9 protein-coding genes are annotated in these 13,933 nt (G+C 34.7%); 1 reads left to right on the forward strand and 8 read right to left on the reverse strand.

The annotated features are described in order from the left end of the window. Positions 1-31 precede the first annotated feature (31 nt). A complete protein-coding gene (locus LJE08_RS06260; RefSeq protein WP_227402729.1) occupies positions 32-1,627 on the reverse strand; it encodes a DUF975 family protein in 1,596 nt (531 codons plus the stop codon). A 53-nt stretch (positions 1,628-1,680) separates the two neighbouring features. Between LJE08_RS06260 and LJE08_RS06265 the strand changes: the two genes are divergently transcribed. After that, the gene (locus tag LJE08_RS06265) at positions 1,681-2,421 is read left to right on the forward strand and encodes a nitroreductase family protein (protein ID WP_227402730.1); all 741 of its coding nucleotides are present in this window, start codon (positions 1,681-1,683) and stop codon (positions 2,419-2,421) included. Between the two features lie 16 nt (positions 2,422-2,437). Here the strand turns inward: LJE08_RS06265 and LJE08_RS06270 are convergent, their stop codons facing one another. From LJE08_RS06270 to LJE08_RS06300, 7 genes are all read right to left on the reverse strand, one after another. Further along, positions 2,438-4,339, reverse strand: a complete 1,902-nt coding sequence (locus tag LJE08_RS06270) for an NADH:flavin oxidoreductase (protein WP_117924539.1) — start codon at positions 4,337-4,339, stop codon at positions 2,438-2,440. A gap of 8 nt (positions 4,340-4,347) precedes the next feature. Beyond that, entirely contained in the window at positions 4,348-6,279 is a 1,932-nt protein-coding gene (locus LJE08_RS06275; protein WP_227402731.1) for an NAD(P)/FAD-dependent oxidoreductase, read from the reverse strand. An 87-nt stretch (positions 6,280-6,366) separates the two neighbouring features. Then, the gene (locus tag LJE08_RS06280) at positions 6,367-7,695 is read right to left on the reverse strand and encodes an aminotransferase class V-fold PLP-dependent enzyme (RefSeq protein WP_227402732.1); all 1,329 of its coding nucleotides are present in this window, start codon (positions 7,693-7,695) and stop codon (positions 6,367-6,369) included. Then, positions 7,676-9,070 (reverse strand): thioether cross-link-forming SCIFF peptide maturase, encoded by a 1,395-nt coding sequence (gene scfB, locus LJE08_RS06285; protein WP_227402733.1) that lies wholly within the window; start codon positions 9,068-9,070, stop codon positions 7,676-7,678. Before scfB ends, LJE08_RS06280 begins: the two co-directional genes overlap by 20 nt. Positions 9,071-9,150: 80 nt before the next feature. Continuing rightward, positions 9,151-9,303 (reverse strand): six-cysteine ranthipeptide SCIFF, encoded by a 153-nt coding sequence (gene scfA, locus LJE08_RS06290; RefSeq protein WP_003865538.1) that lies wholly within the window; start codon positions 9,301-9,303, stop codon positions 9,151-9,153. Positions 9,304-9,396: 93 nt separating this feature from the next. After that, positions 9,397-11,760 carry a hypothetical protein gene (locus tag LJE08_RS06295; RefSeq protein ID WP_227402734.1) on the reverse strand — a complete coding sequence of 788 codons (2,364 nt, stop codon included), beginning with the start codon at positions 11,758-11,760 and terminating at the stop codon, positions 9,397-9,399. A gap of 2 nt (positions 11,761-11,762) precedes the next feature. Further along, positions 11,763-13,844: an RND family transporter gene (locus LJE08_RS06300; protein WP_217255862.1), complete on the reverse strand. Its 2,082-nt coding sequence runs from the start codon at positions 13,842-13,844 to the stop codon at positions 11,763-11,765. Positions 13,845-13,933: the final 89 nt, after the last annotated feature.

Genomic DNA, 13,933 nt, shown 5'->3' on the forward strand with positions numbered 1-13,933 from the left:
ACTATTATTGTACGCTATTTCTCGTCAAAAATCAACCATTTGTTGTGACAGAGCCTTTATTTAAGTGTTCTTTAACCCAGTTATCAATTAATGGTGCAATCACATAGACAAAAGCCATACCACCAATGCCAAACACCAATAAGCCTTCCGCACAAATTCTTCCATGAAGATTTAAGAAGTAGCCTGTATAATCCCACCATTTTTGACCATTATGCGTAAGCTCTAAAAAGAAACCCGTAAAGTATTCAATACATCCACAAAGAAGTACGGCCATACTAAATTCAACTTTGGGGCGCATTCTAAATCGTTTTAATAAAAGTAAAATTAAAACACAGCCAAAACCATAAATAGGAATCCACGGACCATGTAAAACTCCGCGATTCACAAAACATCCATAGCTAATCATAGATAGACTCACTTCCCAGATCCATCCGACAAAACACATAAAGAAGAAACAGACTAAAATAGATGTTACTGTATAATTTCGATTTGGATGTAAAACACGAAGATTTGACTTCTTATACTCCTCTTCAATTGGAGATAGCCTTACTGGATAACATAATAAATACACTTCGGTAATCATAGTTTCAGCTTCCATTTTATTATAGGTATATCTCTCATATTGTTTTTCTTTTGAACTCAAATGAAAGATGATCCCAAAATTATCACACAAGAATTTTTTTACGCCCGTATACGCATTTTCTATTGGATTTTTCGCATTCAATGCCGCAATTACATCCGAATACGTATTACGCATCAAAGCACTACTTGGTTTTTCAAATAAATACGTATCATTTAAGATAGCACTTTGAAATTCTTTTCTTCTTAGTGTATAAAATTCACTCATCACAGCCATACGATACATATTCGAATAAAATATAGCACTAATCCCAAATGTACAAACATCCAGAATGTACCATCCAGCCATTGAAAATTGCCATTTAAAACATTCCAACTTATGTCCCTTCATCATATTTCGAGATAAAGAAAGTGCATCTTTTAAAGATATCGTCGGATTTTCAGCTAAGATATAATCCACTAAGAAATACACATAGTAAAAGTAGACGCCTCCTATCGCAGTAAAGTTCATAATTATTAAAATCATAGATTTCACTAACCTCACAAACGCAACATTCATCTGTTTACGAATTCGCATTAAATAAACCAATCGATCAAGTGGAAGTTTTGCATAAACTCTTCCTTCCAAAAATAGTCTGCGATTGATGACTGGCAATACATTCACAATATACACTCTATAAAACACAGATATGCATAAACCCATCACGACAAAACAAATACCCGCAATATCTTTTGAATGAACAATGGTAGATAAACCTAAAAATAGTGTCTTCACAAAGGATCCTGAAGTAATTCCATTTACCACATGTGCAAATACACCGTTGGTCGTACCAAAGACGTCTTCAGGAAGTAAAAATGTCATCGACTTCACAAAAGAAGAGTGCATTAATAGGCCTGAAACTCTCTTGGCATTATCTTGTTTTAAAAGGGATAAAGTCGAACTAAATTCACTTCCCATAAGTACTGCTGCAAGACATAACACTAAATAGGTCGCATAGTGAGTTTTTACATTTTTATGTGCATTTTTCTTAATTTCTTTGAGTTTCATACTTAAATAATAGCATATCTGTAGTAAAATATTTTCAAAAAGAAAGGGGATTTATGATGAATCCAATTATTCAAAGTTTATTTGACCGCAAATCTTGTCGCATTTTTAAAGATAAAGAAATATCCCAAGAAAAAAGAAAATTGATATTAGAAGCTTGCATGCAGGCACCGAGTGCAGGAAACCAACAAATGTATACAATCATTGATGTACAAGATAAGAAACTACAAGAAACGCTATCTAAAACGTGTGATAATCAATCTTTTATTAATCAGGCTAAAATGGTTTTAATTTTCTGTGTTGATTTTCAGAAATGGTATGATTTATTTAATTATGAAAATTGCAGTCCTAGAAAACCAGGCGTAGGCGATTTATTACTAGCCACAACAGATGCGACCATTGCCGCACAAAATGCGGTTGTAGCTGCCGAAAGTTTAGGAATCGGATCTTGTTACATAGGTGATATTTTAGAGCAGCATGATTTACATAGAGAATTATTAAATCTAAGTGAGTATGTAGTCCCTGTATGCATGTTAGTACTTGGATATCCTGCAGAGGATCATTTTAAAAGACAAAAATCAAAACGTTGTCAATTAGAAGATATTGTTTGTGTTGATCAATATCATAGAAAAGACCAACAGGAATTAAAAAATATGTATGAATATAAAGCTGGAAATAAAACATTAAACGAATGGGCAACAGCTTTCTGTAAACGAAAATACAATTCGGATTTTTCAAAAGAAATGACAAATTCTGTACAAAAATATATTGATCAATTTAAAAGTGAAGCCAATTAAGACTTCACTTCTTTTCTTATAGTTTTAATGCAATATTTACGCCATCACGAACTGCTTCCAAAGCTTGTGCTACACATGATGCATCACCAAATAAGTATGTTTCTTTTCCCGTTTCTCTAATGGCTTCATATAGACTTGGGTCTGGTTTTGAGCCTGTCGCATATACGATAAAGTCAAATTTTCCTAAATTTTGTGTTTCTCCACCTTTTTCAACCTTAACACCATCTTCTACTGATACAAGTTTTGTTTCTGTTAGTGCCTTGATTGGTAGACTTTGAATACGAGTCATTGTAGAAACTAAGTTTGCCGGAGATTCTCCATCACCAATATTCTTTTTCATTTCCAAAATTGTAACATGTGCATCCGGGTGCTTTTCACAAATATATTCACTTGCCTCAACGCCAACCATGCCTCCACCTACGACAAGGATATTTCCATGCACATCGACTTTATCACCCAAAATATCATGTGCTGTATAGGCATCTCCATTTGGTTTATTTGGAATAGAACCATTACATACTAGAATCACATCAAAATTATGTACATCATTCACTTTCACTTCATGATTTAAATGAACTGGAATATGCAATCTTTGACATTCATTTTCTAAATAATCAATCCATTTATGCATTTCTTTTTTCGGTGTAATCTTGCTAGCAAGATTGATCTGTCCACCTAACACATCACTTTTTTCAAAAACTTCTACATCAAGTCCTCTTAAAGAACACATTCTTGCAGTGCTTAATCCACCGATTCCGCCACCTACAATCATAATTTTTTTATTCGAAACAGTTGGTTCTATCTTTATTTCCATTTCATGACCACAGAATGGATTAATCACGCAAGTTCCATATAACCGCTTTGTTTGTTGTCCAACACATCCTGCAAGACATCCTGTACAAGGTGCAATTTGTGCATCTTTATGTTCTTTTGCCTTCTTGACAAAATCTGGATCTGCAAGTAAAGCACGACCTAGTACAATACCATCGACTTTCTCTTCCTCCACTAAAGAACGAGCCAATTTCGCTTCATTGATCTTTCCCACCAACAATACGGGTACGTGACTGATTTCTTTGATTCTTAAAGCTTCTTTTAAATTGGTTGCACACTCTTCTCCATGACTTGGCATAATTTTGTTTGGCAATTCATATTGAGATCCACCCGAAATTTCAAAGGCATCAACACCTCTTTTTTCTAATTCAGGTATCAATTGAAGTGTATCTTCAATTGTATTTCCACCTGGAATCTTCTCAGATCCAGACATTCTTAAAATAATTGGAAAATCATCTCCACATTTTGATTTAATCGCTTCTACCACTTCAAATAATAAGCGTGCACGATGCATTAGATTGCCACCATATTCATCTGTTCGCTTATTTTTTAAAGGACTCAAGAAAGAGCCTAGAAGCATATAGCCGTGAGCACAATGCAGTTCAATTCCATCAAAACCAGCCTGTTTTGCCTGATAAGAAGTATTTGCATACATGGAAATAATGTTTGGAATTTCTTCTATTTTTAATTCACGAGTTTGTTGGTACATCGAATTTAAATAGCCACTACTAGAAATTGGTGTAACCCCAAAGAATGAAGAGATACTTTCTGGCCCTGGATGTGTAATTTGAGGAATAATTTTTGTTCCATATGCATGGATCTTATCCGTAAACTTCTTATATTCCAAAATGCTTTCTTCACTTCTAAAACATAGCGTATTTCCTAAATAAGGTGTATTAGGGTCAACACTAGTCGCATCCGTAATAATACATCCTACTTCTCCTTTAGCTCTTTCAAGCCAATATGCCTGTTCTTGTAGTGTTGGGATTCCCGTTTGATCTCCATACCCTAAAGACATAGGAGCCATAAAGGTACGGTTTTTCAATATCATTGAACCAATTTTAAGTTCATCAAATAAAGTTGTCATATCGCTACCTACTTATTAATTTCTAATACTGCATGATAAGCATCTTTAAATGCATCTAAAGCAACACCTGCTTTCTTGCAGTCACCAACGATATATGTAGGAATATCTAAATCTGCATACATACTTGTGTCGTTTGCCTTTGAACCAACAGCCATAATGACACTATCATATGGATATTCTTTGCCACTGGCAACAACTGCATGATCATCAATTCGTTCTACAGTGGCACTTGTCTCAATTGTGATTGGCATTTGTGCCATCACAAACTGCGCTGTAATTTGACGTAATGGACCTAGATCCTGTAAAGCTTTTTCTTTCATTTCTAAAACAGTAACTTTCTTTTGTCTGGCAGCCAAGAATTCAGCGGTTTCAAAACCAACAAGACCACCACCAATAATGACGACGTTTTCACCTGGCACTTCTACTTTTTCACTCAATACATCATGTGCAACAATAGCTCTTTCACTACCTTCAATTGAAAGTACAAACGGACTTGACCCAATCGCAACAATGAGTGCATCCGGCTTAATTTCTTCTAGCATTTCCTTAGTAACAACAGTATTTAAGTGCACCTCAATTCCAGATTTTTGAACATCCAAAATCATTTTATCTACCGCATTCTTAAAGTCTTTTTTAGCTGAAATAGCCCCGGCCAATAAGAATTGTCCACCAAGACTTTCACTCTTTTCAAATAAAATTGGTGTATTGCCTGTTTCTTTTAAATCTAGAGCTGCTTCCATACCTGCAATTCCACCACCTAAGATGACAACTTTTTTAGAAGCAGATCCTGGTTTTAAGCCTAATGTTTCCTCTTCTAATAAGCCAGGATTTCGCATACAAGTAATGTGTTTAATCGCTGGATTATATAAGGATGCACAGAATGAGTCATAGCAGCCTTGGTTACATCCAATACAATAGCGAATTTGATTGACTTTACCAGCTCTAGCCTTGTTACAGAAATTAGCGTCGGCAAGTTGAGCACGTGCCATGACAACTAAATCGGCCTTGTCATCTTCTAAGATTTTTTCGGCAAATTCAGGCGTATTGATACGTCCACAAGGCATTGTCAACATACCCGTTTCTTTTCGAATGCGTGCAGCATCTTCTACGTTAAATCCATTTTCAATATCAACTGGTGCCACTTCATATAATGTAGCTGCCGTTAATATATTTCCACGACTAATATTTAATACATCAACACCTAATTCTTTAGCATCTTTACAGAATTCAATCACTTCTTCAACCGTTAATCCACCATCTAACATGTCATCATGACAATCTACACGCATGAATAGTGGCATATCTTCTGGCATATTGGCACGAATCGATTTAATACATTCCAATGGGAATTTCTTACGGTTTTCAAAAGAGCCACCCCACTCATCACTTCGATGGTTAATTCCACCTGAAAGCATAGAGTGTGGTAAATAGTTATGTGCACAATGGAATTCTAAACAATCAAATCCAGCTTCTACTGCACGTTTTGCAGCTTGGCCAAACTTATCTATTATATCGAGTAATCTTTCATTTGTGATAGCTGGCACTGTATATTGTGGACTTAATGGTAAGTCATTGGGCACTAAAATTTGAGCCGTTTGATCTGAAGCTACGGCTAATCCACCTTGCCATAATTGAATGCAAGTTTTTCCTCCAGCTTCATGCACGGCATCATTTAACTTTTTAAATCCAGAAATATATTTATCGTCGGCAATAGACAAAAATCCAAAAGGTGCACTGGCCGCATCAACACTTGTAACTTCAATTGTATTTAATCCATTTCCACCTTTTGCACGAGCCACATGATACGCAATCAACTTATCTGTAACACTCTTTCCATCTTCACTTTCCGCACTTTCATGTGTTCCCATCGCAGACATGACAACACGATTTCTTAATTCCATACCACGAATCTGTATGGGTTCAAACAATTTGTCAAACATATGATTCTCCTCCTTTTCGTATGTTTATTTCTTATTTTATTATACTTCAATTGTTAGCGGTTTCACATACACAAAAGAAAAGAGTTGTCATTCTTTGACAACTCGTATGGTTTCAATACCATAATATTTCATGACTTCAATAGAAGACTCACTAATCACTTCTCCTGGAATCACTGGAAGAATCGCAGGAGGACAAGATACAGTCACACTGGAGCATACTTGTCCTAATGATTTAGATACATCCAATGTTATGCTTGACGAAAATAAAGCTTGACGCACATTCATGGCTTTTTTAGATTGTTCTAATTTTGGTGGTTTATTTACTAAAATGGGCTTTCCCTCAATTCCACATAAACATGTCTCTAATCGTTTTAAATCATCCTTCGTATTATATGGAGATGGCATTAATACAATATAGTCTGAATCATAGAATTCAGGATAGATATCACATTCCATTAAAAGATTTGCGATTTCATTTCCAGTATAGCCAAACTCTTTTGTTGAAATCGTAATCTTCATGGGTTCACCAGATAAAATCGTGTATCCATGTTGAACCAACGTATTCTTTAATCCATCAACTCTTTGAATACATTCAAACAAAGATTTTTTAAACGTAGTATCCAACACCTCATTTGCCGCATCTAAAGATGCCATAATCAAATAGGATGGGCTTGTGGAAGAAAAATATTCCATAAAATGTTTAACGTCATTTTTCCATACTTGATTCAAAGAATCACTTAAATGAAGATAAGCTCCCCCTGTAAGTACAGGCAGTGTTTTATGGGCCGAATCACAACATAGATCAGCACCCAAATCAATAGGGTATAAAGAATCTTTTAGAAAACGAAGATATGCACCATGGGCATTATCAATGGCGAGTAATACATTATGTTTTTTACATACACTAGCTAAAGACTTAATATCCAAAAGATTTCCTAAATAGTCTGGATTGGTCAGATATACAGCCGTTGGAAGACTTTCAATAATCGCCTTTTCTAAATCCTCTGCATGTATCTTACAAGATAAATAATCACTATTTCCATATAACCATTCAATCTCAAAATCTAATAGTGCAGCCGCATGAATAAAACTTCGATGCGCATTTCTTCCTGCAAGAATTTTAGGCTTCTTGCCTTTACTTTTGGCATCTTGGCATAATATCGTGCACATCGTTTGAATGCATAAAGTAGAGCCTTGCGTTGAATAATAGGTTGGACAGCCAAATAAGTTTGAAGCATTTTGTTCACTTTCCTTAATGATTCCCTCTGCCGCAAACAATTCATCAGCTCCATAAATTTCTGTAAGATCCATTCCTTCAAAACCAAGAATGCCAGCGCCTTTATGGCCTGGCATATGCATTCTTACAGGTGATTTTTCTTGATATGATTTTAGAAAACTAACAATCGGCGTCTTCATGATTATTTTCTTTCATATCACGAATAATAGCTACGGCAAGGGCACACTCTAGTCGTTTACAGAATAGTTCACAACCCTCTTTATACACACCTTTGACAGATCCTGTCGCATGGTATGCATTGGCGGCACATCCTCCAGAACAATAAAGTCTTGCCCAGCAATCTGCACATTCTTTACGTGCATATACGTTACATGATGCAAATTCATCCTGAATCTTTTTGTTTGTGACACCCGTATAAATGTCTCCTAATTTAAAGGCTTCTTCTCCTACAAATTGGTGACAAGGATATAAATCTCCCCATGGTGTTACGGCCATATATTCAGTTCCTGAACCACATCCTGAAATACGTTTATAAATACATGGTCCACCTTTTAAATCAATCATATAGTGATAGAAAGTAAATGGATCTTTCTTCTCATCATATTCCAACATCAACTTCGCTAAATCTTCATATTGTTTCATAACAAATTCACGATCCGCTTCAGTTAGTGCAGAAGGATCATCTGACTTGGCAACAACAGGTTCCATACTTAATTCTCTAAAACCTAAGTCTAACATTTGTTGCACATCTTTTAAGAAGTCTGGATTGGCATGAGTAAAAGTACCACGCATATAGTAATTTTTACCTTCACGAGCCTTTACTAACTTTTGGAATTTAGGAACGATTGTATCAAAACTTCCCTTACCAGAATAATCCACACGATAACGGTCATGAACTTCTTTACGTCCATCTAAGCTTAATACAACATTGCTCATTTCTTTGTTCGCAAATTCAATTACGTCATCATCAATCAACATACCATTTGTCGTTAGTGTAAAACGGAAATTCTTTCCAGCATCTTTTTCAATACTACGAGCATACTCAACTAATTGTTTAACCACATCAAAGTTCATTAGTGGCTCTCCACCAAAGAAATCCACTTCTAAGTTTCTGCGTGTTCCTGAATTTTCCACCAAGAAATCAAGAGCTCGTTTTCCCGTTTCAAAACTCATTAATGCACGGTCCCCATGGTATTTTCCTTGGCTGGCAAAACAATACGAGCAATTCAAGTTACAAGTATGGGCAATATGAAGACATAAAGCTTTAATAACACCACTTGTCTTAGCCTTTAACTGTCCTGCCATAGGTTCATATGTATCTTCACTAAATAAACGACCTTGTTCTTTTAATTCTAAAATCTGGCCGTAACATTCTTCTAATTCAGATGTTTCAACACTAGGATATTTCTCCTTCATTTCTAAAACCAAGGTATTTTTATCTTTATCTAAAAATTCAGCAATCATATCATAAGCAATTTCATCTACCACATGAATGCTTCCTGAACAAATATCCAATACAATATTCTGATCAAACATCTTATACTGATGAATCATCTATATTTCCTCCTCAAAATTTAAAAAATGCTGCCTTAAAGGCGGCATTAAAAATGCCGAATCACTTCGGCATTTCTTAATTACTTACTTTCTTTATTATTTTCGCAAGCTTGGTTAGCGATTCCGCAGCTAGTTTTACAAGCTGATTGGCAAGAAGTTTGGCATTCTCCACATCCACCATTTTTTGCGCTTTCACACAAGTTACGAGTATCTACTGTATTAATATGTTTCATGATTATATACCCCCATATAAATTCCTCTTTATTTTAACACGCCAACAAAAGAATATCAAATTAAAAAGGCATTCCGAAGAATACCTTTATAAACTATTTAGAACTTTCTTCCTTAGTACGGAATACGTAGCGACTAGTTACTGTAGCACCTTCTGGAGCACCAGAGTAAGAAGCATATTCTTTGTTCATAGCTTTGATTTCATCCATTACACTTTGTAATGTTTCAAGTTCTCCAACACCTAAATCAACCTTTTCTTTTAATTGATCCAATCCTTCAGATTTGAATTGTTCGTTACCCTCATACAATTGTTTAGCACCATCATTCAATGTTTCAAATGCTTTACCCAATGTATCTAATCCATCAGCCATTTCATTGAATGTTCCACTTTGTCCAGCAAGTGTTCCTGTTGCATCTGATAATGCACTAGCACCACCATTTAATGTAGCATTGTTTGATGTTAATTGAGTAGTACCAGCTTTGATTTTATCTACACCAGATTTTGAAGCAGTTTGTAGTTCACCCAACTTATTTCCTAAGTTAATTGCTCCAGCATTAATTTTTAACGCTCCATTGTATAGTTCTGTAACTCCAGGTTTTAAACTGTTAAGCATAGTTTGCATACCTTCAACTTTTTTAGTTGATCCAGATAAAGTTTGACTTAATGTATCAATTGTAGTCAATGCTGTATTAACATCTGTTGCTAAACCTTCTAAATTGCTAATTGATCTACTTACTAATGTACTCATTTCTGAAACAGTAGATTGAACAGTTACTAGAGTATCATTTAATGTTTTGAATTCCTCTGTTAAAGTCTGCAATTCAGATAATTCTTCAATTGTACTAATTGCATCTACATTAGCTTTTTCTGCTTCCAATGCATCGATTTGAGTTTGAATACTATATGCTTCATCAGTCTTGCCAGCATCATTTAATGCCTGTTTAGCTGTACTTAGTGTACCAATAGATGTTTCAATCTCAGTCTTCATACTATTTTTAATAGCAGTGATTTCATCATTAACTGTTTTTTTCTTCGAATTATAGTCTGCAATCGCAGTATTATTCTGTGTTTCTTTAGTTACAATTTCATTACCCAAATTATCCAATTCATTTTTTAAATTAGACAAACCAGATAATTTAGTAGATGCATTGGTTAAATCTGTTTGCATATCTTCAAGAGTTTTTTTATCTGTAGCTAAAGTATCAGCCATTCCTTGTAGTTTTGTTTTAGAACCATCTAAAAGTGTATTCATTTCTTTAACTGATGCTGTTACATTAGATCCATTTAATTGATCTAATAATTGTCCTAACCCATCTGCAACAGCTTGCGAACCATCCACTAAACTTGCTTGTTCCTCCGTTGAAGTTGTAACGGCAGATTGAATTAAACCCACATTTTGAGGAATACCATACAACTGGTCAACACCCTCATTGATTGCACTAGCACCAGCCGTATATTGGCTAATACCTGTTTGTAAGGCTTTAACACCATCATTTAATTGGATAGCACCTGCAGATAATTGTCTTACCTGATCAGATGAACCTGTTAACGGAGCGGCTTGTTCTTTTAATTGAGTTGTTCCATCATACAATTGTTTTGATCCATCGATCAATTGATTGTCGGCTTCAATTAATTGGTTAACGCCATCTGTTAATTCAGATACAGAACCAATTTCACCTAATTCACTTGCCAAATCAATTTCATTTGTCATGCCAACCATTATAGATCCTAAATCAAAATCATTGACATCCGCTTCTACTGTTACATCATCACTGATTCCTAATTGATTATTTACTTTGTCTAAACCTGCAGATTTTAATGTTTCATTCAAGCCTGGAATATTCGCAAATGCCAACATTTCATTTGTTCCATCATTAACAATCTTACCAGATTCACATTTTACATTTGAGAACTTGCCAGTACTCATATTCAACATACCACCAGCTAAATAACTAGGGTGAATTACGATAGATTTGCCATTGATATTTTTAACTTCTGAATAATTATTTGTGAAAGAAATAGTTAATTTCAAATGACCAGACTTACCTTCCATATCTTTTGCAGACATCTCTTGACCATCTAATTCATAACGAATCTTAACAGACACTGGAAGTTGTTTTGTGGCTGTTCCTTCATAATACACATCATTTCCTTTCGCATTCCATGTATATGTATTTCCATCTTTTGAAGGTTTTTCATTTGATTTAATGTTCTTAACATCTGTTAAGTTTAAAGTTTCTTTAATATTATTAATTCCATCCTCATCATGTAACCAGCTAGATACGATTGTATCGCTGATGGAACCATCAGAGTTTAATACAGAATAAACAGTTTCTGTTTTTTCTGTAGGATTTTCATCATTACTTTGCGCAAATACAGTCACAGGCATCATACTTCCTGCCATAACTGCACTCAACACTACACTACCAACTACTTTTACTGTATGACTTAAATTCATATTTATTCTCCTTTCGCTTCCATGTTTGATTCTAGCCAATTCTTTGTCGTCTTTTCAATGAACTTGTGGCAGAAAATCAACAATGAAGGTAATACTAATAAAATACTTACGACTGAAATTAATGCACCACGTGCTAATAAAATGACTAATGATTTAATTAAATCCATCTTAGCTACAAAGCTTACACCGATACATGCGGCAAAGAATGAGAATCCACTTGTCATAATGGAAACACTCGATTTTTCCATCGCAATCAAAGCCGCTTCCTTAACCTTCTTACCATGCGATAATTCTTCTTTAAAACGCGTTGTCATTAAGATGGCATAGTCTACTGTGGCACCCAATTGAATAGTTCCAATAACCATACTTGCGATAAATGGAAGTGTAGTTCCTGTAAAGAATGGAATACCCATATTGATTGTGATCGCAAATTCAATTGTTAGTACTAAAATGACTGGAAGTGCAAATGATTTAAATGTTAAGGCAACAATGATAAAGATCATGATTACAGATAATACGTTAACCATCGCAAAGTCTGTATTTGTTGTTGTGATCAAATCACGTGTCATACTTCCTTCTCCACCAATCATACCCTTCTTATCATATTTATGAATGATGGTATCCATTTTATCTAACTGTTTATTTAATTTATCGGTTGCAGCTTTATAATCACTGTTCACAACAATTAATTTCTTTCCGCCATTTTGGAAAATATCCTTTACTACACTTGGAGTAAAGTTGGATGCAAGTCCTGGACCCACAAATTCTTCATACGCTAATACATTATGAATTCCTTTTAAATCTTTGATTTCAGAACACATATTCTGAATTTCATTCGTTGTTAATTTATCATCCACTAAAACGAAATGTGTCGTTGTCATATCAAATTTATCTTTTAACTGATTTGTACCAATGATACTCGCAAAATCGCCTGGCATACCAGAAATCAAATCATAATAGATATTTGTATGTGCCTGACCATATCCAAACGGAATGAAGATCAACACAAAGGCAACAAGAATCTTTTTATAGTGATGAATCACAAAACGAGGAACTCTATGTAACTCATTCAAAATTGTTTTATGTTTGTACTTTTCAATCGTCTTATCAAAGAACATCAACAAACTTGGCAAAATGAAGATAGTTGATAATACACCAAGAACAACACCTTTGGCCATAACGATACCAATATCTCTACCTAGTGTTAACTGCATTACACACAAGGCAACGAAACCAGCAATTGTTGTGATTGAACTTGAAGTAATTGAAGTAAACGTAGCTTTGATGGCCTTAGCCATAGCCTCTTCATTTGGAAGTTTTTGTTTTTCTTCTTGATATCTATGTAATAAGAAGATGGAATAATCCAATGTTACAGCTAACTGTAATACAACGGCCAAAGCCTTTGTGATATAACTAATTTCACCTAAGAATACGTTTGTACCAAAGTTATAAACAATTGGGAAAATCATTCCTAGCATAAATACAACTGGAGCAATCGTACTCTCTAATCCTAAGAACAATACGATCATACATAATACAACCGCAATACCTGCATAGATTGGCGTATCATGTTCTGTTTGATCTTTAGTATCTTCACTGATGGCTGACATACCACCTAAATAACAATCATCTTTTGTATATTTTTTTATTTTACTAATCGCATTCATTGTACGCATTGACGATGTTGGCTCTTTAAATGTAACAATCATCATTGTGCTGTCACCAGAATATAACATATTCTGAATGCTTTCTGGAATTGCCTGTTTTGGAACAGAGATATCCAATACATCATCTCTCCAAATACATTTTTCAACTCCATCTATTTTATTGATCTCTTCCTTAATTTTTGCGGCCTCTTGATCCGTCTTGTTGTTGACAACCAAGAAGTCTACACTCGATAAGTTAAAATCATCTCCAAGAATCTTTTGTGTTTTCATAGATTCTGAAGTCGAAGGTAAATAAGATAATAAATCGTAATTAATATTTGTATTGAAATAACCAATTGCACTTGGAATCAAAAGAACAATGGCCACAGCCAAAATCATATTACGATATTTAACTATCCATTTTGACATCTTATCCATATCGAATCACCTTTTTTTCTATCCTTTCCTGTACTACGTGAAGAGTATAGTACCAAACTGACCAGTAGTCAATATTTTTATTTTATTTT

The sequence above is a fragment of the Holdemanella sp. DFI.5.55 genome, from assembly GCF_020593575.1.
Lineage (GTDB): Bacteria > Bacillota_I > Bacilli_A > Erysipelotrichales > Erysipelotrichaceae > Holdemanella > Holdemanella hominis.

What these genes read in the sequence shown, in the direction of transcription:
- LJE08_RS06260 (WP_227402729.1), bottom strand. Translation starts at nt 1,627, where the DNA reads ATGAAACTCAAAGAAATTAAGAAAAATGCACATAAAAATGTAAAAACT.
- LJE08_RS06265 (WP_227402730.1), top strand. Translation starts at nt 1,681, where the DNA reads ATGATGAATCCAATTATTCAAAGTTTATTTGACCGCAAATCTTGTCGC.
- LJE08_RS06270 (WP_117924539.1), bottom strand. Translation starts at nt 4,339, where the DNA reads ATGACAACTTTATTTGATGAACTTAAAATTGGTTCAATGATATTGAAA.
- LJE08_RS06275 (WP_227402731.1), bottom strand. Translation starts at nt 6,279, where the DNA reads ATGTTTGACAAATTGTTTGAACCCATACAGATTCGTGGTATGGAATTA.
- LJE08_RS06280 (WP_227402732.1), bottom strand. Translation starts at nt 7,695, where the DNA reads ATGAAGACGCCGATTGTTAGTTTTCTAAAATCATATCAAGAAAAATCA.
- scfB (WP_227402733.1), bottom strand. Translation starts at nt 9,070, where the DNA reads ATGATTCATCAGTATAAGATGTTTGATCAGAATATTGTATTGGATATT.
- scfA (WP_003865538.1), bottom strand. Translation starts at nt 9,303, where the DNA reads ATGAAACATATTAATACAGTAGATACTCGTAACTTGTGTGAAAGCGCA.
- LJE08_RS06295 (WP_227402734.1), bottom strand. Translation starts at nt 11,760, where the DNA reads ATGAATTTAAGTCATACAGTAAAAGTAGTTGGTAGTGTAGTGTTGAGT.
- LJE08_RS06300 (WP_217255862.1), bottom strand. Translation starts at nt 13,844, where the DNA reads ATGGATAAGATGTCAAAATGGATAGTTAAATATCGTAATATGATTTTG.